The organism is Pelagimonas sp. (assembly GCF_050633425.1).
GTDB lineage: Bacteria > Pseudomonadota > Alphaproteobacteria > Rhodobacterales > Rhodobacteraceae > Pelagimonas.
In genome coordinates, this window is record NZ_JBOEGM010000008.1 from 318,607 (window position 1) to 343,382 (window position 24,776).

The 24,776-nt window shown below is 56.8% G+C and carries 26 protein-coding genes; 12 read left to right on the forward strand and 14 right to left on the reverse strand.

Annotated features, from left to right (window positions below; all coding sequences use genetic code 11):
• Positions 1 to 241: 241 nt before the first annotated feature.
• From ACRBB0_RS07070 to ACRBB0_RS07085, 4 genes are all read left to right on the forward strand, one after another.
• Positions 242 to 649, forward strand: coding sequence for a DUF1499 domain-containing protein (locus ACRBB0_RS07070; protein WP_431373704.1), 408 nt, complete (start codon positions 242 to 244; stop codon positions 647 to 649).
• 31 nt (positions 650 to 680) lie between these two features.
• Complete coding sequence (gene prfA, locus ACRBB0_RS07075; RefSeq protein WP_431373705.1) at positions 681 to 1,730, forward strand: peptide chain release factor 1; 1,050 nt, start codon at positions 681 to 683, stop codon at positions 1,728 to 1,730.
• Positions 1,731 to 1,828: 98 nt separating this feature from the next.
• Positions 1,829 to 2,674: a peptide chain release factor N(5)-glutamine methyltransferase gene (prmC, locus tag ACRBB0_RS07080; protein ID WP_431373706.1), complete on the forward strand. Its 846-nt coding sequence runs from the start codon at positions 1,829 to 1,831 to the stop codon at positions 2,672 to 2,674.
• Positions 2,675 to 2,890: 216 nt separating this feature from the next.
• Positions 2,891 to 3,676, forward strand: coding sequence for a DUF4167 domain-containing protein (locus tag ACRBB0_RS07085; RefSeq protein WP_431373707.1), 786 nt, complete (start codon positions 2,891 to 2,893; stop codon positions 3,674 to 3,676).
• Positions 3,677 to 3,763: 87 nt separating this feature from the next.
• Here the strand turns inward: ACRBB0_RS07085 and rsmA are convergent, their stop codons facing one another.
• From rsmA to lptF, 6 genes are all read right to left on the reverse strand, one after another.
• A complete protein-coding gene (gene rsmA, locus ACRBB0_RS07090) occupies positions 3,764 to 4,603 on the reverse strand; it encodes a 16S rRNA (adenine(1518)-N(6)/adenine(1519)-N(6))-dimethyltransferase RsmA (protein ID WP_431373708.1) in 840 nt (279 codons plus the stop codon).
• Between the two features lie 77 nt (positions 4,604 to 4,680).
• A complete protein-coding gene (gene pdxA, locus ACRBB0_RS07095) occupies positions 4,681 to 5,667 on the reverse strand; it encodes a 4-hydroxythreonine-4-phosphate dehydrogenase PdxA (protein WP_431373709.1) in 987 nt (328 codons plus the stop codon).
• The gene (locus ACRBB0_RS07100; protein ID WP_431373710.1) at positions 5,664 to 6,884 is read right to left on the reverse strand and encodes a peptidylprolyl isomerase; all 1,221 of its coding nucleotides are present in this window, start codon (positions 6,882 to 6,884) and stop codon (positions 5,664 to 5,666) included. Before ACRBB0_RS07100 ends, pdxA begins: the two co-directional genes overlap by 4 nt.
• Positions 6,872 to 9,034, reverse strand: a complete 2,163-nt coding sequence (locus ACRBB0_RS07105; RefSeq protein WP_431373711.1) for an LPS-assembly protein LptD — start codon at positions 9,032 to 9,034, stop codon at positions 6,872 to 6,874. Before ACRBB0_RS07105 ends, ACRBB0_RS07100 begins: the two co-directional genes overlap by 13 nt.
• Positions 9,031 to 10,125, reverse strand: coding sequence for an LPS export ABC transporter permease LptG (gene lptG, locus ACRBB0_RS07110; RefSeq protein ID WP_431373712.1), 1,095 nt, complete (start codon positions 10,123 to 10,125; stop codon positions 9,031 to 9,033). The genes ACRBB0_RS07105 and lptG overlap by 4 nt, the downstream gene beginning before the upstream one ends.
• Positions 10,122 to 11,252, reverse strand: a complete 1,131-nt coding sequence (lptF, locus tag ACRBB0_RS07115; protein ID WP_431373713.1) for an LPS export ABC transporter permease LptF — start codon at positions 11,250 to 11,252, stop codon at positions 10,122 to 10,124. Before lptF ends, lptG begins: the two co-directional genes overlap by 4 nt.
• 130 nt (positions 11,253 to 11,382) lie before the next feature.
• Here lptF and ACRBB0_RS07120 point away from each other — a divergent pair, with 130 nt between their 5' ends.
• Together ACRBB0_RS07120 and ACRBB0_RS07125 are read left to right on the forward strand one after the other, a co-directional pair.
• Positions 11,383 to 12,849, forward strand: a complete 1,467-nt coding sequence (locus tag ACRBB0_RS07120; protein ID WP_431373714.1) for a leucyl aminopeptidase — start codon at positions 11,383 to 11,385, stop codon at positions 12,847 to 12,849.
• A 4-nt stretch (positions 12,850 to 12,853) separates the two neighbouring features.
• Positions 12,854 to 13,312 (forward strand): DNA polymerase III subunit chi, encoded by a 459-nt coding sequence (locus ACRBB0_RS07125; protein ID WP_431373715.1) that lies wholly within the window; start codon positions 12,854 to 12,856, stop codon positions 13,310 to 13,312.
• Between the two features lies 1 nt (position 13,313).
• On the opposite strand, the gene ACRBB0_RS07130 is transcribed toward ACRBB0_RS07125, so the two are convergent.
• The 4 genes from ACRBB0_RS07130 to ACRBB0_RS07145 form a co-directional block, all read right to left on the reverse strand.
• Complete coding sequence (locus tag ACRBB0_RS07130) at positions 13,314 to 13,895, reverse strand: retropepsin-like aspartic protease family protein (protein ID WP_431373716.1); 582 nt, start codon at positions 13,893 to 13,895, stop codon at positions 13,314 to 13,316.
• A gap of 54 nt (positions 13,896 to 13,949) precedes the next feature.
• Positions 13,950 to 14,570 carry a MarC family protein gene (locus tag ACRBB0_RS07135; RefSeq protein WP_431373717.1) on the reverse strand — a complete coding sequence of 207 codons (621 nt, stop codon included), beginning with the start codon at positions 14,568 to 14,570 and terminating at the stop codon, positions 13,950 to 13,952.
• A gap of 39 nt (positions 14,571 to 14,609) precedes the next feature.
• Complete coding sequence (locus ACRBB0_RS07140; RefSeq protein WP_431373718.1) at positions 14,610 to 16,463, reverse strand: ABC-F family ATP-binding cassette domain-containing protein; 1,854 nt, start codon at positions 16,461 to 16,463, stop codon at positions 14,610 to 14,612.
• Between the two features lie 82 nt (positions 16,464 to 16,545).
• Positions 16,546 to 16,995: a hypothetical protein gene (locus ACRBB0_RS07145; RefSeq protein ID WP_431373719.1), complete on the reverse strand. Its 450-nt coding sequence runs from the start codon at positions 16,993 to 16,995 to the stop codon at positions 16,546 to 16,548.
• Positions 16,996 to 17,227: 232 nt separating this feature from the next.
• Between ACRBB0_RS07145 and ndk the strand changes: the two genes are divergently transcribed.
• Complete coding sequence (ndk, locus tag ACRBB0_RS07150) at positions 17,228 to 17,650, forward strand: nucleoside-diphosphate kinase (protein WP_431373720.1); 423 nt, start codon at positions 17,228 to 17,230, stop codon at positions 17,648 to 17,650.
• A gap of 64 nt (positions 17,651 to 17,714) precedes the next feature.
• On the opposite strand, the gene ACRBB0_RS07155 is transcribed toward ndk, so the two are convergent.
• Genes ACRBB0_RS07155 through ACRBB0_RS07165 form a run of 3 tightly spaced genes read right to left on the reverse strand, consistent with a single transcriptional unit; the run spans position 17,715 to position 20,057 of the window.
• Positions 17,715 to 18,056: a TfoX/Sxy family protein gene (locus ACRBB0_RS07155; protein ID WP_431373721.1), complete on the reverse strand. Its 342-nt coding sequence runs from the start codon at positions 18,054 to 18,056 to the stop codon at positions 17,715 to 17,717.
• On the reverse strand, positions 18,053 to 18,868 hold the full coding sequence (locus ACRBB0_RS07160) for an isocitrate lyase/PEP mutase family protein (RefSeq protein WP_431373722.1): 816 nt from the start codon (positions 18,866 to 18,868) through the stop codon (positions 18,053 to 18,055). The genes ACRBB0_RS07155 and ACRBB0_RS07160 overlap by 4 nt, the downstream gene beginning before the upstream one ends.
• Positions 18,858 to 20,057, reverse strand: a complete 1,200-nt coding sequence (locus ACRBB0_RS07165) for a pyridoxal phosphate-dependent aminotransferase (protein ID WP_431373723.1) — start codon at positions 20,055 to 20,057, stop codon at positions 18,858 to 18,860. The genes ACRBB0_RS07160 and ACRBB0_RS07165 overlap by 11 nt, the downstream gene beginning before the upstream one ends.
• A 317-nt stretch (positions 20,058 to 20,374) precedes the next feature.
• Between ACRBB0_RS07165 and ACRBB0_RS07170 the strand changes: the two genes are divergently transcribed.
• Both ACRBB0_RS07170 and ACRBB0_RS07175 read left to right on the forward strand, forming a co-directional pair.
• Positions 20,375 to 20,737: a hypothetical protein gene (locus ACRBB0_RS07170; RefSeq protein WP_431373724.1), complete on the forward strand. Its 363-nt coding sequence runs from the start codon at positions 20,375 to 20,377 to the stop codon at positions 20,735 to 20,737.
• Positions 20,738 to 20,756: 19 nt separating this feature from the next.
• Positions 20,757 to 22,016, forward strand: a complete 1,260-nt coding sequence (locus tag ACRBB0_RS07175) for a DNA-packaging protein (RefSeq protein ID WP_431373725.1) — start codon at positions 20,757 to 20,759, stop codon at positions 22,014 to 22,016.
• A 62-nt stretch (positions 22,017 to 22,078) separates the two neighbouring features.
• On the opposite strand, the gene ACRBB0_RS07180 is transcribed toward ACRBB0_RS07175, so the two are convergent.
• The gene (locus ACRBB0_RS07180) at positions 22,079 to 22,474 is read right to left on the reverse strand and encodes a hypothetical protein (RefSeq protein WP_431373726.1); all 396 of its coding nucleotides are present in this window, start codon (positions 22,472 to 22,474) and stop codon (positions 22,079 to 22,081) included.
• Positions 22,475 to 22,750: 276 nt separating this feature from the next.
• On the opposite strand from ACRBB0_RS07180, the gene ACRBB0_RS07185 reads away from it, so the two are divergent.
• Genes ACRBB0_RS07185 through ACRBB0_RS07195 form a run of 3 tightly spaced genes read left to right on the forward strand, consistent with a single transcriptional unit; the run spans position 22,751 to position 24,750 of the window.
• A complete protein-coding gene (locus ACRBB0_RS07185; protein ID WP_431373727.1) occupies positions 22,751 to 23,965 on the forward strand; it encodes a phage portal protein in 1,215 nt (404 codons plus the stop codon).
• 1 nt (position 23,966) lies between these two features.
• Positions 23,967 to 24,182 (forward strand): GTA head formation protein, RCAP_rcc01685 family, encoded by a 216-nt coding sequence (locus tag ACRBB0_RS07190; protein ID WP_431373929.1) that lies wholly within the window; start codon positions 23,967 to 23,969, stop codon positions 24,180 to 24,182.
• Between the two features lie 25 nt (positions 24,183 to 24,207).
• Positions 24,208 to 24,750 carry an HK97 family phage prohead protease gene (locus ACRBB0_RS07195; protein ID WP_431373728.1) on the forward strand — a complete coding sequence of 181 codons (543 nt, stop codon included), beginning with the start codon at positions 24,208 to 24,210 and terminating at the stop codon, positions 24,748 to 24,750.
• The last annotated feature ends 26 nt before the right edge of the window (positions 24,751 to 24,776 follow it).

Consider the following 24,776-nt stretch of genomic DNA (forward strand, 5'->3'; position numbering starts at 1 on the left):
TTACGTGTTTTAAAACAGTTCTTTAGATTGTGTTGTTAAGGCGTTTTGAAAACGATCCTGAGGTCTGTTTTGCGGTTTTATCCAAAGTTGCTGTTTCAACGGGCGCAGCTAAAAACACCATCAACCATAAAAGAAATCGGTGGATAACCGCGAATGTGAACCAGCCGCTCTTTCAGAATCGCCTCGTTGGGTGCATCCCTATTGGCAAGCATAACAACAAGAGCAGAGGGCCATCGTGCGCATGGTATTTATAGCGATTCTGATCGCCGTATTGGGCGTTTTAGGCTGGATTCGGTTCGCCCCGTCCGAGGTCAGTGATTGGCATGTCGATCCACAAGTGTCTGCCGATCAGGACCTGACCAACGGGGTGCGCCGCCGCGTGACGTCAGATGAAACCGGGTTTGACCGGCTGCACCACCTGATCATCGCGACGCCGCGGACAACCGTTTTGGCAGGCAGCCCACAAGACGGGCATGTCACCTATGTGAGCCGCAGCCTATGGCTTGGCTTTCCCGATTATACCACCGTTCAGGCCAATGGGGATGTGTTGGAAATCTGGGGACGTTTGCGGTTTGGACGCTCGGATATGGGCGTGAACAAGGCCCGTGTCGACGGATGGCTGGCCGCGTTCCGTCAAGAGGGTGCTTGACCCCGCTGGCGCGATGAGCAATTCAACCTGAATGATCCCAAGAGAGCGTTTGCAACAAATCAAAGAGCGGCTGGAATATGTCGAGGTCCGTATGTCAACCGGCGAGGGGGACATCGCGCAATTGGGCCGCGAATATTCAGAGCTCAAACCAGTTGTGGATCAGATCCTCGACTGGGAAGGGCTTGTGGCCGATATCGCCGAAGCTGAGGCGATGATGGATGACCCGGAAATGCGTGAACTGGCGGTGGAAGAGCTTCCCGGCTTGAAAGCGCGTTTGCCAGAGGTCGAACACGCGGTCCAATTGGCGCTGTTGCCCAAAGACGCCGCTGATGCCCGCCCTGCGATGTTTGAAATCCGTCCCGGAACAGGGGGCGATGAAGCGGCTCTGTTTGCGGGTGATTTGGCGCGGATGTATCAGCGCTATGCCGAGGCCCGCGGCTGGGTCTGGGAGGTCATCGAGGAAGCCTTGTCAGAGCTTGGTGGTGTGCGCGAATTGGTTGTGCGGGTCAAAGGTGACGGTGTGTTTGCACGGATGAAATTCGAATCCGGCGTGCACCGGGTACAGCGCGTGCCCGAAACCGAATCTGGCGGGCGCATTCATACCTCGGCCGCGACGGTTGCGGTTCTGCCCGAGGCGGAAGATGTTGATATTCAGATCAATCCCAATGATATCCGCATTGATACGATGCGGTCGTCAGGGGCGGGTGGTCAGCACGTCAACACCACGGATTCGGCTGTACGGATCACCCATATCCCATCAGGCATTGTGGTCACCAGTTCAGAGAAATCACAGCACCGGAACCGAGAGATTGCGATGCAGGTTCTGCGGGCGCGACTGTTTGATATGGAACGCCAAAAGGTGGCTGACGAACGCTCTGCGGACCGGAAATCGCAAGTTGGGTCAGGCGATCGTTCAGAACGTATCAGGACCTATAACTTTCCCCAAGGCCGCATGACCGACCACCGTATCGGCTTGACCCTCTACAAGCTGGATCAGATCATGCAAGGCGATCTGGACGAAATTGTTGATGCGCTCACCGCGGAACATCAGGCCAGCCTATTGGCCGAGATGGAAAACTAACATGCCTGTGGGGAGAAGCCTCGTGACCGAGATTAGCAAATTCCTTGCAAGGAATTTGGTTGCGCACGGGGGCAACGAAGTCCCCCACGGGGCTGGTCATGCGCGGGGCTGAGCTGGTCGCGTTTGGAACGCGCAGTCTGGTGGCGGCTGATGTGCCGGATGCGGGGCGCGATGCCCGCCGTTTGCTGGCGCATGTGCTCAAAGTACCCGCCGGTCGGTTGACATTGTTTTTGCCCGAGGATGTCGCGCCTGAGCTGGAGGTCATATTTAAAGCCTTGATTGAACGACGCTGTGAGCGTGTTCCCGTCAGCCATCTGACCGGTCGGCGTTTGTTCTATGGGCGAGAGTTTTTGGTCACCCCAGAGGTCCTCGACCCGCGCCCTGAAACCGAAACCCTGATAGAAGCGGCTTTGTCGCAGCCAATATCGCGGGTTCTCGATCTGGGCACCGGGTCCGGGTGTATTTTATTCACACTTCTGGCCGAGTGTGCCGGTGCGACCGGTGTCGGGCTTGATCTGAGCGCTGAGGCGCTCAACGTCGCCTATTGGAACCGCAATGCGCTTGGGTTGGGTGATCGGGCTGACCTGATGCAGGGCAGCTGGTTTGCGCCATTGATGGGCGCGGGGCAGGTCTTTGATCTGATTGTGTCAAACCCGCCTTACATTGGGGTGGATGAAATGGCCGACCTGTCGCCCGAGGTCCGGGATCATGAGCCGCGCATGGCCTTGACTGACGAGGGGGATGGGCTCAGCGCCTATCGGTCCATCATCGAGACTGCGGATCCCTTTTTGTCCATGGACGGGCGCCTGATGGTCGAGATCGGGCCAAGCCAAGGTGGTGCTGTCGCGGCTATGATGCAGGCCGCAGGATTTGCGCAGGTTTCGGTGATTCCCGATCTTGATGGGCGAGATCGTGTCGTAATCGGCGTTAAAACCACAAAATAGCGGATTTTCGCAGCAAAAACCGGCTTGGTTTGTCTTTCCCTCTTGTTTTGATGCGACTCCTATGGTTATTCAATTACCGTCGGGATGGCGGAACACAGTTGCTTGTCCGGCCCGACAGTAAGCCAAACATATAGGTGATCGGTTTTAACTTGCTGGTGCGATACGTGCCCATTCGGTCCCTCAACAGTCGAAAATTAGGCTGAGTATCTAAACATTATGCGCTCTTCCAAATCCCGTTCGCGGAACAAGAACAACCGCAATCGCAATAACAACAATAACCTTGGCAATGTGGTCAATCGTGTGTTCGACAGTTCGGGCCCCGAAGGCAAAGTGCGTGGCACGCCGCAGCAGATTATTGATAAATATAACCAGCTCGCGCGCGATGCGACCCTGAGCAATGACCGCGTTGCTGCCGAGAATTTCCAGCAGCATGCGGAACATTACATGCGGATGCTCAGCGAAGCGCAAAAAGAACAAGATGCGCGCCGCGAGCAGCAGGAAAAAGACAACCGTGAGCGTCAGGCCCAGCGTGATCGCGACCGCGCTCAGCGTGAAGCCCAGCACGCAGAACGCCAGAAACAACCCGATCCATCGGTTGCCGAACAACCCGATGTTTTGGCTGTTGTGACGCCTGAAGATAGCAGCAACGGTTTGGTGGAAACGCCCGAGGCCAAGCCTGCTCCTCAGCCGGCAGTTGCGCCCAATGAGCCGGTCGCTGAGCAGCCTGCTCCGGAAGCGGCCAAAGACTCTGGCAAAGAACCCGCCAAGGACGCAGAGCCAGCCCCAGCAGTTGCTGCGGCGGAAGATACTCCAAAGGCCGAAAAGCCGAAAAAGCCACGTGCGCCACGCAAACCACGTGCGCCGCGTAAACCAAAAGCTGAGGCCGATGCCACTGCGGAGGCTCCTGCGCCTGCGAAAGTGCCCGCCAAAAAACCGGCAAAGAAACCAGTCAAAGACGCTGAGGCCAGCCCGGACAAAGGCGAAGCACCAGCCGCTGAATAACCACAGCACAAGACTTCAAAAGGCACCTTCGGGTGCCTTTTTACGTTTCAGGTATGCGCGCGCGCTGTGCCGATGGGATCGTGTGACTTAGCCCTCAAACTGCCGCGCCAATGCACAAAACGCTTCAAGCGGGACTTGTTCCGCACGTTCTGTTGGTTTGATGCCAGCGGCGATCAGACGGTCTTCAATGTCAGGGGCCAGGGACTTGAGCGCAGAGCGTAGCATCTTGCGGCGCTGGTTAAATGCCTTGGCGACAACACGTTCCAAAATGTCGGCTTGCGCAGGAAAGCGCGGCTCAGGCAGGGCGGTCAGGTGGACAACGGCGGAATGCACTTTGGGGGCTGGTGAAAACGCTTCTGGTGGCAAGGTCATCGCGATACGCGGATCGGCGCGCCATTGGGACAGGATCGCAAGGCGACCATAGGCTTTGGAGCCCGGCTTGGCGGTGATGCGTTCTGCGACCTCTTTTTGAAACATCAAGGTCAAGGAAGACCAGAATGGAGGCCATTCTTTTGGGGTGAGCCAACGGATCAGCAATTCGGTCCCAACATTGTAGGGCAGGTTGGCGCAAATCGCGATCGGTGGTGTGAGATGTTCCAACGGGTCGATCTTGAGCGCATCGCCTTCGACAAAGCTGAACCGGTCGGGATAAAGATCGGCAATGTCTTGGAGGGCCGGGGCACATCGGCTGTCTTTCTCAATGGCCAAGACCTTGCGCGCGCCCTCGGCCAATAGACCGCGGGTCAAACCGCCCGGGCCGGGGCCGACTTCGATCACATCGGTCTGAGAGAGATCGCCTGGAATCCGGGCAATGCGCGAGGTGAGGTTGAGGTCGAGCAGGAAGTTTTGCCCAAGCGCTTTGCGGGCTTTGAGATCATGGGCGGCGATCACGTCGCGCAAGGGGGGAAGGCTGTCGATCTGGCTCATTATGGTCTCGTTGGTTGTGGCGGGGCCAATTCCCAAGGAGGGGAATTGCAAATTTCGTTACCGAAATTTGGTGCCGCTCATATCGCTCTGGCGCGCGCGATGTCTTGGGCGCGCAACAAGGCTTGAATGGTTGAAGTTGGGTTCGCAAGCCCTTGACCTGCAATGTCAAATGCCGTGCCGTGATCTGGAGATGTGCGCACAAAAGGCAAGCCAAGCGTGATATTGACACCACGGTCGAAATCCAGCGTCTTGATCGGTATCAGGGCTTGATCATGATACATGCAGACCGCAACATCATACCGGCTCCGAGCGGCGGCATGAAACATCGTGTCCGCCGGAAGCGGGCCTGCAATCTGCAGCCCCTCGTCGCGCAACTGATCCAAGACCGGAGTGATAAGCGAGATTTCCTCTTGGCCCATTCGGCCGCCTTCGCCCGCATGCGGGTTCAGCCCCGCAACCGCAATACGCGGGTGTGATAGGCCAAACTGGCGGACCATCGCGTCATGGGTGATGCGGATGCGACGTGTCAAAAGATCGCCGGTAAGCGCCTCTGGAACATCTGCAATTGCGATGTGAATGGTCACGGGGACCACGCGCAGTTGCTCGGATGCTAACATCATCACAACGTCATCCACACCAGCGAGATGGGCCAGAAATTCGGTGTGACCGGGAAAGGAAAAGCCAGCCCCGTCCGCCAATGCCTGTTTGTGGATTGGCAGGGTGCATAAGGCCGAGGCCAATCCGTTTTGGACGAAATCCACACCACTTTCGATCGAGGCGATAACGCCGGGTGCATGGCGCTTTTGCGGCTCGCCCGGAACGCGTGGGCCGTTAAACGGCATCGGCAAAATTGGCAATCCCGTTGCACAGGCCTCAAGCGCATCGCGCGGATCATCCATCACCACATGGGGCACGCCGCCGGGCAAATGTGCCGGATCACCGATCCAGAAAAAAGGCACATCCGCCCGCAATTCCGACCACGCGGCCTCTGCAAGCTCGGGGCCAATCCCCGCAGGTTCCCCACAACTGACGGCAATCGGCATCACCGTATCGGACGTGGTCATCTTTCGATGATACGGGCGTCGGCACGCAGCTGCGCCAGATACCCATCGGCCTGCGCCGCAACCCGTTGATTGCGCAGCCCAAGTGTAATCTGATCTCTGTCTGCGTCTTCTGCGATTTTGGATGAGCGACCACAGAGCATCAAGAACACCAATGTCTGACCATCTGCACGGGTCAAAGCGGTCGACACTTCGCCGGGGTCAAGCTTGGAGAGCTCATAGGCGACATCGGTCGGGATATCCGCTGGGGGCAACGCATCCCGGTGCAGAACGTCTTCGGGTTGACCCTTGGCAATGCCATACAGATCGTCACAGCGGTCGACTTTGCTTTTCAGAACGCGGGCTTTGGCCAAGGTCGCCTCAGAACGGCCACCGGGCATGTAGTAGGCGGCATATTCCACCGACGCAATTTCAGGGGCCGAATAAGCACCTTCTTCGATGTCACGCAATTGGAACAAGGCGATGGCCCCTTGCAATGGAATTGGGTCTGTGACTTCACCGGGGCGTAAGGCCAACAGCAAGGGCTGCAAGGCTGGCGGCATTTCAGACAAGTCACGCCAAGGAAGGCGGCCGCCATTGCGTTTGGTTGCCGTGGCAGAGAAGCGACGGGCCTGGGCGGAAAAGGCTGAGGTGCTGGTCAAAGCCGAGATGCGCTCAGCACGTTCCTGAACTTGCGCAGCCTGTTGTGGGGGCATTGGCATGATGATTTCCGACACCAAAACCCGAACATTGCTTCCGCCGCCTTTGGACAAGGCGCGATCCACTTCTGCCTCGGATACGTTTGACCGCCCCGCGAACCGTTGCTGGACCAACATGCGCCAGGCCAACCCCGCACGGACAAAATCCCGAAAGGTTTGTTCTTCGACGCCAGCGCCCCCCAGCGCTTTGACGAACTCTTCGCGCGACAGGTTTGCGCGACCGGCAAACTCTTCCATACCGTCGAGAATTTCTTCTCGGGTTGGGCGAATGCCAGCATCGTTAGACGCCTGAAGGCGCAAACGGTCATCAATCAGCTGTTGGCGCGCCAGATCGGTCGGATTGCCGGGGGCACGAAGCAATTTCAGCATGAGCGCACGCTGTTGAAGCTCAAACCCGGTGATAACCTGTTCGTTGACGGTTATCGCCGGTGAGAACAAGCCTTGGGCGGGCAGGGTCGCAGGGGTCAATGACAGCACGGCCACTAGGGCCAACGGCGAAAGAAAGCGGGTCAATGGGCGCATGTGCGTCGATACTCCTTGGCGCTGCCGCCGGTGCTGAAACCTTTCAGCGCGACAGTCAGGTCGAAATCGGTTGATGGTTCTAAGTTGGTTGCAGAGGCATATTTGCGGGTTGCCTTAAGATCCACCTGAACACATTCGTTCCGGTATTGCAGGCCGAGCCCAAGGCGGTCAAGCCGTTGGTCCGCAAGATCATAGCGCGCCTCATAGGAACTGTTCCAATGGGTGGACATGCGCACGGTTGTGTCAAAGGTCCATTCCGATTGTGCGGTGTCGCGGTACTCTTCAGAATCGGCAACCAGCAGCAAATAAGAGGCGGTCAGGTCAAGACGATCATTGCTCCATGTCGCTGACCCTTCGGCCTTGGTCGGCCGCGCTGTATCATCCAGCAAACCGCGTGCGCTCAGAGTCAGGCCTGAGGGATGGGTGTAGCGCCCAGATACCAACCAATCCGACGTCTTGCCCTCAAGACCGGAGGAGCGGGTGAAATCATCATCATGTGTATTGCGCCAAACCCGACCAATGCTTGCGGCGGCGGTCCAGCCGGTGTTGGATTGGTGCAACCACCTCAGGCCCGCGACGACCTGATGACCATGTTCGCGGCGATCCGCAGCGGGGAACCGTGACAACGACAGTAAATTGCCTTCGTCAAATTCGACCCGCGTGCTTTCGTCATTGGGGTTGGCCTGACGCGAGCCACCGACCCAGCCGTATTGAACAATCGGTTCAATCAATGTCCGGCTGCCTGACGTGCCCGAGCGTTGGAACGGCCAGCGTAAATCGACGGCGACGCCGGGCGTGGCAGACGAGACCCTGCTGTCCGATGTGTCGTCCTGTTCGGTCAAATAATAGTCGAGCCACAGATGCGCGGAGGCACCGGCGCGAATCCCGGCAAACAGGCCCCACTGATCGTGCCAGCTCACTTCACCATTGAACCTTGCCACATCGCGCCCATCGACATCGGTGTCTGCATCGTCACTGTCGGTGGCAATGGACGAGTAGCGGTGATGGGCGTGGCCCTGCGCGCTTAGTCGAAACTCTCCGCCGCCCAAAAGGCTTGGAAACAGGCGTTCTTCGTGACCAAAACTAATCGCGATGGCGGGTTGCGTGTCGTTGTCTTCCTGCGCGCGTAAAGATTCATAGTGGGTCAACTCTGCCCAAGTGTATTGCAAGGGCCGGACCCGATCCAACGTGATGGTGCTGCGCAGACGGTCCTGATCCGAAATATTGTAATCATTCAGATAAGAGGCATCCAACACGGCATTGATGTCGAACCTAAGCTTAAAATCCCGTGGGACATCGAAATCGCCATTGGCAAATATATAGCCCCGGAAGGTGTCGGGCTGGAGGGAGTCACTTGATGCCGCCGCGGTCAGCGTCAAGTCCCCATTTGCAAAGGCTTGGCGATAGCGAAACTCAAGAGTTCGGGTAACCGGTGTCAGAAACGGCGTTATCGTCAGGTCTTTGTGATCTCCAATTGGGATGAAATAGGGAATACGAACACCCGTTCCCAAAAGTGTCGAGCTACGCACGCTTGGCACCAGAAACCCACGCGCCCGTTTGAGCGTTGGGTCTGGCAGGCGCATATAGGGCAGGTAGAGGATCGGTACATCCAGCACGCTCAGTTGCGCGTTGTCGAAATAGAGCTGGCGTTCGACTTCGTCATGAACAACGCGGCTGGCACGGATTTGCCAAAGCGGCGAGGCTTGGTCATCGCAGACCTGACACGAGGTGACCGCAACCCGGCTAAGCTGCGTGTATCGCCCCGCAGCGCGGCGCGCTTCCACCGAGGCAAGCTGCAATTGCTGGTCGAGAACCATTCTGGCCCCTTTGAGTAGGCCATTTTTGAACTCTTGATCCAACGTGGCATAGTCCGCGGTCAAAACCGTGCCTTGGGCATCGACGATACGGATCGGACCTTCAATCTCGATTGTATCGGTGCTGCGGTCATAAATTATGCGGGTCGCGGTCAAATGTGAGCCATCATAAAGCGCCTCGACATTGCCGGTGGCGATCAGGCGGTCTTTGCTTTCGACCAACACATTATCGGCGACCAAAAGCGCGGGCTTGGACGGTTCGGACGCTTGCTGGGCCATACTGGGCGTCGGGTTGGCCAACATCAGGCAAAGGGCAAGGGCAGAAAGGCGCATCATCCGTCCTCCATATGCAACACAAGCCCAAGTGCAAGCAGGATTGAGGCCACCGGGGGAACCCAAGCGGCAATCAGTGGCGAAAGCTGGCCGCTTTCCCCGAGGATTTGAGCAAAGTTTCGCACGTAATACAAACCAAACCCCAACATCACCGCCGATAAAACGGACACGCCGGTTTTCCCTAGTCGGGCCGGGCGCATGGTAAAGGCGGCACCGACCAACACCATTGCCACCAAAAACAGCGGTCTTGCCAGCTCCATGTTGAACCAAACAATGTGACGCCGTGCCGAAAATCCGGCGATTTCGAGATCCGAGATAAAGGTCGGCAAATCCCAGATCGCCACAGCCGATGGTTTGCCAAACCGGTCACGGATGCTGTCAGGGGTCAGGGTTGAGGTGAGGTGAAGGGTGTTATGTTCTTTGGCATTTGCTTCTGGGTTTAACCCCGCGGTCAAGGGCCAGGCTTTGGCATCGATCAACAACCATGCACCGTCGGTCAGGTTGGCCTGCCGTGCAGTGATACGCTGAGCGGGTCCGCCATCGGGCGCATAGCTGACGATGGACACGTCATAAAGCTCGGTTGCTTCGGCATTGGCACGTGAGGCGCGAATAACCGCCTGACCCTGCGGTCCGCCCTGACGTAGCCAAAGGCCTTCGGGACCAATGGACACCACAGATTGCCCTCCGTTTTCAAAGCTCTCGGTCATATCAATATAGTGTTTTGAGGTGGCAGCAACGATCGGGTTCATCATCGCCGTCAGAAGCGCTCCGACGAAAAAGGCGACAATCACCGGCGCGGCCAAAACGGCCATACCAGAGCGACCAACAGCGCGCGTGACCACAAGCTCGGAAGAGCGGGACATGCCAATAAACATCGCAACGGTTGCCAGTATCACCACCAAAGGCATGATTTGATACAGCCCGTCAGGGAGTTTTAACCCAACCAATTGCACAACTTGGGCAAAACTGGCCCCTTCGTCCAAAAATCGCAATTCTTCGATCAGGTCGAGAAGGGCCTGAAACAAGGCCAGCACCGTGAGAACAGACAAGAAGAACACAAGGAAGCGTCGGGCGTAATAAATGTGAAGGGTCATGCGGATACCTCAGCACTGCGCCGTCGGACCGGATGATAGGGGCGCGCCGCGCGCCACAAAAGCCCCAAAGCAATCAACAAACCCACAAGGCTTGGCAAATAGACCAATGGCCACAGGCGCGGGTCATTGCGTGCGGGCTCTGTCACACCGCTTTCAACCAGTTTGACCACGACCAACAAGAAGATCGCGCCGATAATTTGTTTGGTCACACCAAACCGGGAAAACCCACCGGCAATCAGGGCCGAGAAGCCGATCAGTGACGCGACAAGCGCCAGCAAGGGTTGTTGAAATCGCGAATGCGCCTCTTCGAGGACTTCGGCAACTGGCTTTTTCGATTCCACAGAAATGGCCTCGGTGTCGAAGAGCAACTCTCGTGTTGGGATGAAATTCAACCGGCGACGTTTCTGGGTTGGCTGAGTGATCAAGCCAGAAATATCATAGGTCAGGTCGTTGAAATTTGTGGTCGACAGGCGCTGATTATCAAACCCAAGGGTTTGCGCCATGCCTGAGAGCATCACAAGTTTCGGTCCGGCATCATCGCGCAACAGATAGGCCCGTTCCGCAGTATAGGTCACTTCGCGCCCCTTTTGGCGACGGTCCGAGAGAAACACGTCTTGAAGTTCACCTTCTCTCGAAATGTCACGAATGTAAAAGGTCACACCTTTGGAGGGATGCAGGAAACTGCCCTCGCGCAGCAAGCGTGCCGTAACAGAGCTCGAGATTTCCTGTTGGCGTTGCCGCAGTTGTTCAACCGACTTTGGCACCAACACATTGGTCAAAATCGCCATCATCACCGCAACAATGATGCCAAAGAACAAAACCGGGCGCACCAGGCGCCAGGGCGAAAACCCCGTCGATTGCATAACGGTCAATTCGCTGTCACCGGACATGCGGTTGGTCAAATACACCGTTGCCGCAAAGGCAGACATCGGCAAGACCAGCGAAATGACGGCAGGTAGGCTTAGGGCGGTGAATTCGAGAAAAATTCCGGCGTTGTGGCCATCTGCGATCAGTTGATCAAACAACACGACGGCCTTGTTGACCCAGTATACTGACACCAGCACTAGGGCAAAAAAACCGAACAACACCATAAGTTGCGACAGCACATATCTGTCGAATCTCTGCAAACGAACTGTCCCCCCGGATGTGCTTACTGGGGGCACAATACGTTACCTTTGGCTCGGGGAAAAGGTGGCTCTGGTCAATCGTGGCGCGCAAGGCTAGGTCTTGGGCAAGGTTTAGCCAAAGGAACACAAGATGACCGAGTTGCGCGCATTCTCATTTGCCCCTGTTGATCTGGATGCCATGGGCGAAACGACGGGCCGAATTGCCGTTTTGATCCCGGCCGAAGGCACGATGAGCCCGGCCGCGCGCCGGATCAACCGTCTGACCAAAGGCGCGATTGCCCGACTGGTGGAAAGCGACGCCTGGGAGAAAAAGAAGTCCGGTGACGTTGTTTCATTGGCCTATCCGGCGGGGCTCAAGGCCGATGCCGTTGATATTGTGAAACTTGATCGCCGCCCCTCAACCGTTGATGCGCGCAAAGCCGGGGCAAAGCTGGCCAAGGCCGCAGGCACGGATGCGCTCACGGTGATGGCCGAGAATGTCAAGCACCCGGCAGAGTTTGCCATGGGGTTGGCCCTGCGCGGTTACAAATTCGATGCGCGTAAAACCGCTGAAACCACCGACATGGCGGCGGCGATTGTGATGTGTAAGGAACCTGAGCTTGCCGAAGAGGCCGCGGTTGCGACCCGCGCCGTTGCGCAAGGGGTGACCTTCACCCGCGATCTGGTGTCAGAACCGGCCAACGTGCTGACCACAACGGAATTTGCCGATCGTTTGGTTGCGCTCAAGGAATTGGGTGTTGAGGTTGAGGTGCTCGAAGAAGACAGGCTGGCCGAGTTGGGCATGGGCGCGCTCTTGGGGGTTGGGCAAGGTTCAGCCATGCCCTCCAAAGTTGTCGTCATGCGTTGGAATGGCGGTACAGGCGCACCCTTGGCCTTGATCGGCAAAGGTGTGGTGTTTGACACCGGTGGCATCAGCCTGAAACCTGCGCCGGGCATGGAAGACATGACCATGGATATGGGCGGCGCTGGGGTCGTTTCGGGCGTGATGAAAACGCTGGCGATGCGCAAGGCCAAGGCCAATGTTGTCGGTCTCGTTGGGCTTGTGGAAAACATGCCATCAAGCACGGCGCAACGCCCCGGTGACATTGTCACCTCGATGAAGGGGGATACGATTGAAGTGCTCAACACCGATGCCGAAGGGCGTTTGGTGCTGGCCGATGTCATGTGGCACGCGCAAATCAGCGAAGAGCCACGGGCGATGATCGATTTGGCCACGCTGACCGGTGCGATCATCATTGCGCTGGGTCACGACAAGGCAGGCGTGTTTTCCAACGATGACAGTTTTGCCAATGATTTCCTCAAGGCCGCCAAAGCCGAAGGTGAGGGCGCGTGGCAGATGCCGCTGGCCCCGGTTTACGACAAATTGTTGGATGGCGGCAAAGCGGATATCAAGAATATCGGCGGTCGGGCTGCTGGGTCGATCACTGCGGCGCAGTTCTTGCAGCGGTTTGTCAAAGAAGGGCTGCCTTGGATCCATTTGGACATTGCGGGCGTTGCCCAAGATACCAAAGAAACGGCACTGGCGGCCAAAGGCGCTACCGGTTGGGGCGTGATGGCCCTAGACCGATTGGTCCGTGACAAGTTCGAGGCCGAATAAACCAATGGGGGCCGCGTTTTTCTACCACCTGACACAACGTTCGCTCGAGGAGACCTTGCCCATGCTGTTGGGCAAGGCGCTTGGGGCAGGGTGGAAGGTGGCGGTGCGCGGCACCGATCCGGGCCGTTTGGAATGGCTTGATCAAAAGCTCTGGATGGGGCGCGAAGAGGATTTCCTGCCCCATGGCATTGCCGGGGGGGCGCATGATGCGTTGCAACCGGTCTTGCTGACTTGTGGACCCGTGGCCGCCAATGAGCCGGCCTGTGTGATGACGGTGGATGGCGCAGACATATCGGCCGAAGAGGTCAATGCGCTGGAACGGGTGTGCATTTTGTTCGACGGCTATGACCAGGAAGCCGTACAAAATGCACGTGTTCAATGGAAAGCACTGACGGGGGCCGGGTGTTCTGCGCAATATTGGTCAGAGGAATCTGGCCGATGGGAAAAGAAGGCGGAGAGCTAGCTTAGCGCTCAAGTATCATCTTGCTTTTGGTGATCTGAATGCTTTCAAACCGGTTGAGATAAGTCATTCCCAACAAAGACATATCCATGTCACCCCCATTGACATAGGCGGGAATGCGGCTGTCTTGGAATTTCCCGAGCGTAACCTGATCAAGCGTGACTGGGGCTGTGTCAACAGGACCATTAGCAGTCATCGCTTGGGTGAAGAACACGAGAGTGTCAGGGTCGAGCCCAATGCGCGCGGCGTCAGACTGCGTCAACACCACCGATGTTGCGCCGGTGTCGACCATAAAGGGCACGGTATTGCCGTTGATTTCCAAATCCACATAGTAATGTCCATCGCTGGCGCGGGGGAGCTCGACCTGACCTGTTTCGGTCATAACCATCTGACGCGGCATGATATTTTGGCGAATGTCGCCCCACAGGCCAATCACAGCCATCGTGCCGACAAAAATGAATACCCACGCGGCCCCGTCGCGCACCAGTTTGCTCAATCCGCCTTTGTTTTGAACAAAGTACCAGCTGATCAAAACCGCTCCCAAGGCGCTTAGATAGATCAGATTGGCGATTTCAAAATCTTGCATCCAAAATCTCCTTACCCCTCAACAATTTGGGGGTGGCACCCGCTGGTTGCAAGGTTAGATCGCCGCAATTCCGAAATCGCGCAACCCATCCAGAACCAACTGAACTGACAAAGCCGCCAGCAACATTCCCAGCAAGCGGGTCGTGACGATAATGCCGGTGCGCCCCAAGACCTTTTCAACCCGTCCAGCCTGTAGGAAAAATGCCAAGCCAATGGCCAAAACCAAGAGCATGATTCCAAGGACACCTAAGAATTCGACCATGCCATCCGATTGATCTGCCAAGAGAATAACAGTCGCAATCGAGCCAGGACCGGCAAGCATTGGGATCGCCATGGGGAAAACGGACGGGTCGGGAAACTCTTCTTCTTCGGCCCGGTCTTCGCGACGTTTTGTGCGACGTTCAAACAGCATATCCAGCGCTGTGAGAAACAGCAAAATACCGCCCGAAATCCGAAAGGCAGGCATTGAAATACCGATAAACCCAAGCACAGATTCGCCAAAAAACGTGAACAAAGTCAGGATCGCCCCGGCGACAATACAGGAGCGAAATGCCACGGCGCGTCGATGCGCGGCGCTGGTGTCTTGGGTCAGGGCAATAAACACGGTGGTCAACCCAACCGGGTCCATCACTACAAAGAGCGTGGCAAAAGCAGTGATGAGAAAAGTGGTGTCCATATAACCTGACTATGAGGTCAGGCGGGGCGAGGCAAGGAATTAACCTGCCTCAGCCTTCTCGAGCTTTTCAACCGCAGTTTCCCACATTTCTTCAGCCTTGGAAATTCCATCACGGACTTCGGCATATTTGCGATTCCAAACGGCCAAGTCACCAGCACGGGAGCTTTCGTAAAGCTCAGGATCGGCCAGTTTCTTTGACAGTTTTTCGGCCATTTCCTCAAGCTTTCCAAGGCGTTCTTCGCATTTTCGAACGTTGGACTTGAGGGCGAGCAATTCATCCCGCGAGGCGCGTTTGGGCTTTGGCGCCGCGGGTTTTGCGGATTTGACCGGCTTTTCGGGCGTCAAAAGCATTTGGCGATAGGCTTCGAGATCGTCCTCATAGGGTTTGACCGTGCCATCGCCAACAAGCCAAAGCCGATCGGCAACCATCGAGAGCAAATGCATGTCGTGGCTGACCAGAATAACCGCACCTGAATAAGCGGTAAGCGCCTCAACCAAGGCTTCTCGGCTTTCGATATCAAGGTGGTTGGTCGGTTCGTCGAGGATAAGCAGATGCGGCGCATCAAGCGTGGCCAAAAGCAAAGACAGACGCGCTTTTTGCCCACCTGAGAGACGGCCAACTTCGGTGTCGGCTTGGTCTGCCATCAGGCCAAAACCTGCGAGCAGGGCGCGAAGTTTTGGCGGAAGGGTTTCAGGGCGTTCACGCTGAAGGTGTTGAATCGGCGTTTCGTCGAGATGCAGTTCATCGACCTGATGCTGAGCAAAATAGCCGATGCGCAGCTTGGAGGATTTGTTCATCCGACCGGCTTGGAGGGGCAATCTGTCCGAAAGGAGCTTCGAAAGAGTCGATTTGCCCTGTCCGTTGCGGCCAAGAAGCGCGATCCGATCATCCTGATCAATGCGCAGATCGAGCTTTTTCAGAATAGTGACATCGCCGTAACCGGTCGCACCGTTCTCAATGTTGATAATTGGTGGCGACAGCTCATCCGGTTGAGGAAAGTTGAACACGCGTTTCGCCGCGTCTTCGGGCGCGGTGATCATATCCATTTTTTCGATCATTTTCAGACGGGATTGCGCCTGTTTCGCTTTGGAGGCCTTAGCGCGGAACCGATCAACAAAACCTTGAAGATGGGCCCGACGGGTTTCTTGTTTTTTGGCGCTCGCACTGGCTTGCGCGCGTTTTTCAGCCCGTAGTTTGACAAACCCATCATAGGGTGTGCCGTAATAGGTCAGCTGTTTGTCCTCAAGATGCAGGATCGAACCGACGGCCCGGTTGAGTAGGCCTCGGTCGTGGCTGATGACGATGACGGTATGTGGATATTTGGCGAGATAGCTCTCAAGCCAAAGCGCACCTTCGAGGTCAAGATAGTTGGTTGGTTCGTCAAGAAGCAACAGATCAGGCTGGGCAAACAAGACCCCGGCAAGGGCGACGCGCATCCGCCAACCGCCTGAAAAGTCTGCACAAGCGCGTTTTTGGGCCTCGGCGTCGAAACCCAGACCTTTGAGGATCGAGGAGGCGCGGCTTTCGGCGCTCCAGGCATCAATATCGGCAAGGCGGGTTTGCACTTCGGCGATGCGGGTCGGATCGGTGGCGGTCTCGGCTTCGGCCATCAGCTCGGCGCGTTCGGTGTCGGCTTCGAGCACGGTGTCGATCAAGGATGTGCCAGAGGAGGGCACTTCTTGGGCGATGCCGCCAATACGGGCGCGCGGCGGCATGGTGATCGCGCCATTGTCGAGGGTGAGTTCCTCTTTGATCAGGCGAAACAGCGTGGTTTTGCCCGCGCCATTGGGTCCGACAAGGCCAACTTTGTGACCCGCAGGAATGGTGGCACTGGCCCCTTCAAACAAGGGGCGACCTTCGACGGAATAACCGATATCTTGGATGCGTAACATGGGCGGGCTTTAACAGGCAATTTAAGGCCTGACCACCACCCAAAGGGGGATCAGGCAGGTTTATTGCGATTGCCGCTTAAAGTTACATCATAAAGCGAAGAATCTCTTTGACATCAGTGTTAAAATTCAGACTGATCGGGAACAGGCCCTCATCTCTTTGTTGGTACAAAATGTACACGAACAGATAATCTGCACCGGTCCAATAGGCCAAAAGCTCTTGATGCCAATTGTCTGATACGATGTCTGACTTGATCACCTCAACATTGATGAAATCAACAGGGCGAACGCTTCTGATTTTGGCTTGCAGATCGTCCGACTGAGCTTGGTTGTAGTTATGGCGGCCTCCAAAGAGTTTCATAAACTGTGATACTTGGCGGCTTTTGATCAAAGGATCCAGCGTGTCCCGAAACTCTTGGTAGTCAGAGAACACTGGATAACCGGATACTTCTTTGGTGTCCTGAGCCGTGGCCGGCGCAACCGTTGACATGAGGAACAGTGTCACGAGGCTTGTTATTGCAAAAAAATGGGTCATCGAAATCTCTCAATTATGCGGTGTCATCTGTTTAGTTGGTCAAAGGAAGGCCACCTTGTCAAACCTTCTGAATTCAAAACCTGGGCCTTGGTTTGGGCGCACCAACCAGCAGCGAACAGAACGGGCAAAGCTTGATGTCGGAAACGGCTTCCCAAACGAACAGTCCCGTGCTAGGGCGCGCGCAATAGAAACTCCGGGCCGCATGCCCGGCCCCTTTTCACGGAGCAAGCCCATGACACTTGAGCGCACATTCTCGATCATCAAACCTGATGCAACACGTCGCAACCTGACTGGCGCGATCAACGCCAAGTTCGAAGAAGCTGGCCTGCGCATCGTTGCGCAAAAGCGTATTCACCTGACCAAAGCGCAAGCTGGCGTTTTCTATGCTGTTCACTCTGAGCGTCCTTTCTATGACGAACTTTGCGAATTCATGGCCTCCGCGCCAATCGTAGCCCAAGTTCTGGAAGGTGAAGGCGCCATCGCGAAAAACCGCGAAGTAATGGGCGCAACCAACCCAGCAGACGCAGCCCCCGGCACCATCCGCGCCGAATTTGCTGAATCAGTTGGCGAAAACTCGGTTCACGGCTCGGACGCGCCTGAAACCGCAGCGGTTGAAATCGCTTACTTCTTCTCGGGTCTTGAATTGGTTGGCTAAACCCTGTTCGATCTGATGGAATGCGAAAGGGCTCCCGTTTTTGGGAGCCCTTTTTTGTGGAGTTTTAGCCTTTGAAGCCGCGTGGGACGACGCCGATGGCCAGCAGCTCCTTTTCGATGCGCGAGAGCGGGTCGGCCTTGGTGCCGGATTTCAGGCTATCGAATTGTTCGCGCAGGGCGTCTTTTTCTTTGCCTTTGCAGTCATTCCACGGGCGGCCCTGAAGGGCCATGTGGAGCACGTAATAGCCAATGAAATGCGGGCGGGTGCCGGATTTCAACAGTTTTCGATAGGCTTCGTGCGCCCCCAACGCGCGCAGGGTTTCCGCATCGGGGATACCGGCCCTTTGGCATTGTTCATCGACGGAAGGGCCGAGATTGCGGATCGAGGTGATCGGAGTGCCGCTCATTTTGTCAGGAGCGCATCGATTTTGTCGCCCGGCATCGCGTTGGTGAGCTTGTCGAAACGGTCATCACCGAACATCTGGGTCGCAGCATCAAAAATGGCGCGATGGGTGACGCGGGCGAGAGCGGATCCAAGAGAGATGCGCGCAACGCCTGATTTGGCAAAGGCGGCTTTGTCGTGCGACGCGAAGTCCCCAGCGGCCAAGGCATTGACCGGCAGGGCGGTGGCTGCGCAGATGGTTTTCAAATCATCGAACTCCGGCGGGAGAGGGATATAGACACAGTCGGCACCAGCGGCCTCATAGGCTTGGATGCGGCGGATGGCTTCGGCCAGAGTGTAATGCCCGTTCATGACGCCATCAGCACGGGCAACGACAACGAAGTCGCGCGGCAAACTGCGGGCAGCTGCGCAGGCGGCGCGGATGCGATCTGTGGCCAGTGCTGCGTCATATGGGGTGTCGTCGGGGAGCGCGGTGTCTTCGATGGAGATGCCAGCCAGGCCCGCTTCGCACGCCAGTTTGACGGTCTCGGCGCAAATTTCGGGTGTGTCACCAAACCCGTTTTCAAAATCACCGGAAACCGGAACTGTGACCGCCGAGACGAGGCTTTGGGCATGGGCCAGCGCTTCGTCGCGACTGACTTGGCCCATGTCGGGACGGCCCAGCGTGAAGGCATGGGCTGCTGAAGAGGTCGCGATTGCCGGAGCGCCCAACGCGGCCAGCATTTTGGCCGATCCGATATCCCATGCATTGGCCAGGATGAAGGGCTCACCGGGAATGTGCAGGGCACGAAAGGCGGGCCCGGGGTCATGAGGCATGAGTGCGATCCTGTGCGAGTTTTTGGGCAAACTGACAGAGTGTCCTGACAGATACTGACAGTTTGGCGTCATCGACAGTGAGGGCGACACGGATGTGGCCCGCGGCGGACGTTCCAAAGCTTTCGCCGGGCATGACGGCGATTTTGTGTTCTGTGAGAAGAGCTTGGGCGAAATCAAACCCAGACAAGCCGGTGGCGCGGATATCAAGCATTGTGTACATGGCCCCATTGGCGGGGATCGCGGTGACAGTGTTTTGCTCGGCCAGTACATCAAGGATGAGCGCGCGACGGCGGCGGAAGGGCGCGGCGACTTTTTCTTCGAGCGCGTCGCCTTGTTGGAGGGCAAAGAGCGAGGCATCTTGGATATAGCCCGGAACGCCGTAGGTGGTTGACGTGGCAAGATCAATCAGGCACTGGATGGCGTCTTTGGGGCCGACGATCCAACCAATACGTGAGCCGGTCATCGCATGACTTTTGGAGAGTGAGCCGACGACCAGCGTCCGGTCGCTCATGCCGGGCAAAGCGCGGGGGCTGATATGTTCACCTTGCCAGATCTGGGTATCGTAGACCTCGTCTGAGATCAGCCAAAGGTCATTTTCGACACAAGCTTGGGCGATGGCTTCCAGATTTTCGCGCGGATAGACGGAGCCAGTGGGGTTGTTGGGCGAGTTGATCAGCAAGCTACGGGCGTTGTGCGTTTGGGCGGCTTTGGTGATCTCTTTGGCGCTTGGCAGAAACGCGTCGCTGGCGCGGGTTTGGATCGATACCGGTGTGGCGGAGGTTGCGCGGATCGTGCCGGGGTAGGTGGCGTAGTAAGGATCGACAAAAAGCGCGGTGTCACCGGGAGCGCAAACCGCCATATGGGCCGAAAATAGCGCGGATTGGCCACCGGGGGTGATCATCACGTTTTCGGGTCCTGTCGGAACGCCGGTCCGGGTTTGGATACGGTCAGCCACGGCTTGGCGCAGGGCCTGGACGCCGGGAACGAGGGCGTAACCCGTATGGCCGCCGCGCGCCGAATGATGCATGGCGTCAAGGATACTGTCATCGGTGCGCACATCATGTTCGCCGATCGTAAGCTCGGTCACGTCTTCGCCTGCCGCAATCATAGTCCGGGCGCGGTAGAAGACTTCCCAACCATCAGAGCCGCCGGAGGTGATTGAGGTGATGCGCGACGACAGTTTTGCCATGTAAGTATCCTTGTGAGACGAGATGTGACGGGCCCATAATTTCAGAGGGATGCCGGACGAAATGTCAGATCATTTGCCAGAGCATTTACGGGTCTGGCAAGCCCTCCCGTGCTGCCGCTAAGGTTTTGTTAATTTTTATGAACAGGATCAAAGGCTTGCGCCCGCACCCCCAATTGACCGAGCGTACGGGGCAAAGTACAGTCTCAAACATGCTGGACGAGGTATGACGCGGCACAAAAGTTGGAAACCAACACGCCGCTTTCGCATGCCACTGCACCCTGGAGGGGGCAACCTTACAGGCAAAAAAGGTGTCGAGCATGGAAAGAGCAGCAAGTGACCCGGTGTTGATCCGGGCAAAAGAAGACGTACAGCGACTTGAAGAACAACGCGAAGAAATTGCGCAGGAGCTGGACGACCTCACCACGGAAATTCGTGAGCTGAGGGCACGTATCAGGAATGGAGATCCCGAGAGGAAAGGTGAGTCCGGCAAGTTGCTGGGTGATGTGAAGTATTGGCTCAAGGCAGCCCGAGAAACGGAGTGTGAAATTGATGCGATCCGACGAAAAGAAAGCGAGATTACCGGCGATTACGGCCTCGACCTTGCCGCTGCCCGACATGAGATCGGGTGCCGTTTGGCTCGCCTCCGCCCCTGTGACAGTGCAAGAGGCGTTTCTGAGTGATTTATCGGTCGGGGGGCGTATGGCGCTCCCCTATCTTTTTGAGTTTTGGGCGCATGAACACCAATTGCCACCTGAAGGAGATTGGCGGGCCTGGGTCATTCTGGGCGGGCGCGGAGCAGGCAAAACGCGTGCGGGATCAGAATGGGTGCGATCGATGGTGGAGGGGGCAAGGCCATTGTCGCCGGGGCGTTGCAAGCGCCTGGCGCTGGTTGGCGAAACCTTTGATCAGGTTCGAGAAGTGATGATCTTTGGCGATAGCGGGATATTGGCCTGCACGCCGCCGGATCGAAAACCAAAATGGGTGGCGTCGCGCCGTTGTTTGGTCTGGCCAAACGGGGCGGAGGCAATGGCCTTTTCGGCCAATGATGCCGAAGGTCTACGCGGGCCGCAATTTGATGGGGCTTGGGTTGACGAGTTGGCCAAGTGGAAAAAAGCGCGTGAAACCTGGGATATGCTGCAGTTTTGTTTGCGTTTGGGCGATCACCCGCAGGTTTGTGTCACGACGACACCACGCAATGTTGAGGTCTTGAAGGAGCTGTTGGAGCTGCCTTCGACGGTGGTGACACGCGCTGCAACCGAAGCCAATGCTGCCAATCTGGCCAAGACCTTTTTGGAAGAGGTGCGCGCGCGTTATGCTGGATCAAAGCTTGGCTTGCAGGAATTGGATGGGGTGCTGTTGGACGAAATCGAGGGGGCGTTGTGGAGCCGCGATATGTTTGATGGCGCGCGGGCAGGAAAATTGCCCGAGTTTACACGGATTGTGGTTGCGGTTGATCCCCCTGCCGGAGAAGGAAAAACCAGCGACGAATGCGGAATCGTGGTGGCCGGTGTTGTGCAGGAAGGGCCACCGCAAGATTGGCGCGCTTATCTGCTTGAGGACGCAACGGTTCAAGGGCTGTCGCCCTTGGGCTGGGCTAAAGCGGCGGTTGAGGCCGCACATCGTTGGGATGCGGACAGGGTGGTTGCCGAGGTGAATCAGGGCGGGGCCATGGTGTCAGAGTTGCTGCGCCAGGTGGATCCGATGATTGCGGTGAAGCCGGTGCATGCTACGCGGGGCAAATCGGCGCGTGCTGAACCGATTGCGGCGCTGTATGAGCAGGGCCGGGTGAGACATTGCCGAGGCTTGGACGATTTGGAAACCCAGATGTGTTTGATGACCCATGCCGGGTTTGAAGGCAGTGGCAGCCCTGATCGGGTCGATGCCGCTGTTTGGGCCCTGACGGAATTGATGATGCAGCCTGCTGATTGGCAGACCCCACAAGTCCGGGTTTTGCGCTAAGGTGTTTGTCGGAGGCATCGCGGTTTCGCGGTGCCTCTTTTTTGGTTCTTCTATCGAGTAATTCAGCGTTTTAGGCGCTTTGGGGGAACTCCCACATAGTCGCGCGTGCTGCGTCGGCCATTTCGCTCCTCGACCGTGACGCTGTATTGATTGCCGGTAGGGATGGCCGAAAAACGGACATCGCAGATCACATAATCCAAAACATCGACCCCATGTTTGTCACAAAACGCCGGAAAGGCATTTTTGAACAGCGGGGCAACGTTTTCAAGTTCACCTTCTGAATAGGCGTCCGTGGTGTGACCCGTCAAAAAGCTGATGGTGACGCATTTGCTTGGTGAGGCGGCAGCCTCGGCAAATACGTGTGTGTGCAGGACGTGGTTGGGAACCACAAAGCTTAGCCCGCCGGCAAGCGAGTCGGCGTAGTTATGGGCAACACTGTGAAGTTTGCTGTGTTTCATGGGCAAAGTTTAGCGGAGCCGTGATCAGGCGGCTAGTGGTGCTTGGCGCTTGTTTTATTGAGGTTTTGGGGGCGTTGCTTGACCGGCGAACGGTGGTCTCAAGAGCTCTTAACCCGGAAAACCTAAGTTGTTTTCAAGACGAGGGGCAACCTTCGAAAGCAGATCTAAAGGATGTGACGCCACAGGCGGACAAAGCGGCGGGAAGGCGAATTGCGCTTTCACGACAAGGCTTTGCTTACCCGGTGTCATGTCTGCCAAGGAAGAGGAGCGAGACGAATGGTATTCGATTTTCTGCGGCGCGCGCAGCAGCCGGAAGTGGCCAGTGCATCAGCATCAGACGCCGGATTTGAATCCAAGGCTTCGGCCACGGGGCGGATCGTGGCGCAGATGAGTGGCGGGCGTGTGGCCTGGTCACCGCGTGATACGGTTTCGTTGACCAAGCAGGCCTTTGCGGGCAACCCGGTTGGGTTTCGGGCTGTTAAGCTGATTGCTGAAGCGGCTGCGGCATTGCCATTGGTGCTTCAAGATGCGGATATGCGCTATGCTGAGCATCCGGTTCTGAATCTGGTTGCAGGCCCAAATCCGGCGCAAGGCCGCGCCGATTTCTTTGAAGCGCTATATGGTCAGATGTTGCTGTCTGGCGATGGCTATATTGAAGCCGTATCGGGGGAACAAGGCGTTCCGTTTGAGCTTCATGTGCTGCGCTCTGATCGGATGCGGGTTGTTCCGGGTGCGGACGGTTGGCCGGTGGCATATGAATATAGTGTCGGCGGGCGCAAGCATCGTTTCAATGTAACGGGGCCGATCTCGCCGATATGTCACGTCAAGAATTTCCACCCGCAGGATGATCACTATGGATTGTCGCCGCTACAAGCCGCCGCCCAAGCGGTGGATGTGCACAATAGTGCCAGCCGCTGGACCAAAGGGTTGTTGGACAATGCCGCGCGGCCTTCTGGTGCAATTGTTTGGAAAGGGGCCGAAGGGCAGGGGCATTTGAGCCCTGAGCAATTTGAGCGTCTGACCCATGAGATGGAAAGCATGCATCAAGGGGCGCGCAATGCGGGTCGTCCGATGTTGCTTGAAGGTGGTTTGGATTGGAAGCCGATGGGCTTTTCGCCGTCGGACATGGAATTCCAAAAGACCAAAGAAGCGGCTGCGCGTGAGATTGCCACGGCCTTTGGTGTGCCGCCGATGTTGTTGGGCATTCCGGGGGAAGCGACCTTTGCAAATTACGCAGAAGCGCACCGGGCGTTTTACCGCCAGACGGTTTTGCCATTGGCGAGCAAAGTCACAGCTTCGATTGGTCGCTGGCTATCAAGCCATGTGGGTGAAAACTTGCAGCTGAAACCGGATCTGGATCAGGTTCCAGCCCTGTCAGTGGAGCGGGATTCCCAATGGAACCGCGTCGCAATCGCAGATTTCCTGACCGCCGCCGAAAAGCGCCAGATGCTGGGCTTGCCAGCTTTGGCTGAGGACGAGAGTGGTGAGTGAGATGCGCACAAAGGAGCCATTTGCATGCGCTCCGGCGATGCGGCTGGAGGCCCATGAACGGGTGAGCAAGCTTCATATTGATGCGTTGAACGACAAATTCACGCGCATTGAGGTGATGATGGAGCGGTTAGAAAAACGTTTGTGGTTAACGGTTTACGGCGTGGCTGGAGTGATTTTGGCCGAGGCTTTCCAGAGTTTGATCAACACTGCGCCCTAAGCGCTGGCCGAAGAAGGAGTTCGATATGGATTTGGAACACAAGTTCTGCCGCTTTGACGCGGAAGTCACGGTGGTCGAAGGCACCAAAATTGAGGGCTATGCCTCGCTTTTTGGGGCCTGTGATCAAGGCGGCGACGTGGTGAGCAAAGGCGCTTATGCCCGCTCGCTCAAGAAACTCGCCGAGGACAATCGCGCTGTCAAAATGCTGTGGCAGCACGACCCGGCCCAACCCATCGGGATTTGGGACGAGGTGCGCGAAGATGAGCGTGGTCTCTATGTGAAAGGCCGGCTTTTGGAGAGTGTAGAGCGGGGCCGCGAGGCGGCAGCGCTTATTGAAGCGGGCGCGATTGACGGTTTGTCGATCGGATACCGCACCGTGAAAGCGGCAAAGAATGACAAGGGCCAGCGGCTCTTGAACGAACTGGAGCTTTGGGAGGTGTCACTTGTGACGTTCCCGATGCTTCCCAGTGCCCGAGTGGCGGCGAAGGCTGAAGAGCTGGATACCGATCATTGGGGTGAGTTGGCGGATGTCATTGAAGATGCCCGCCGTAACCTGGCGGGCGACTGAGCCACGCCACTCATGAGGAACACGTA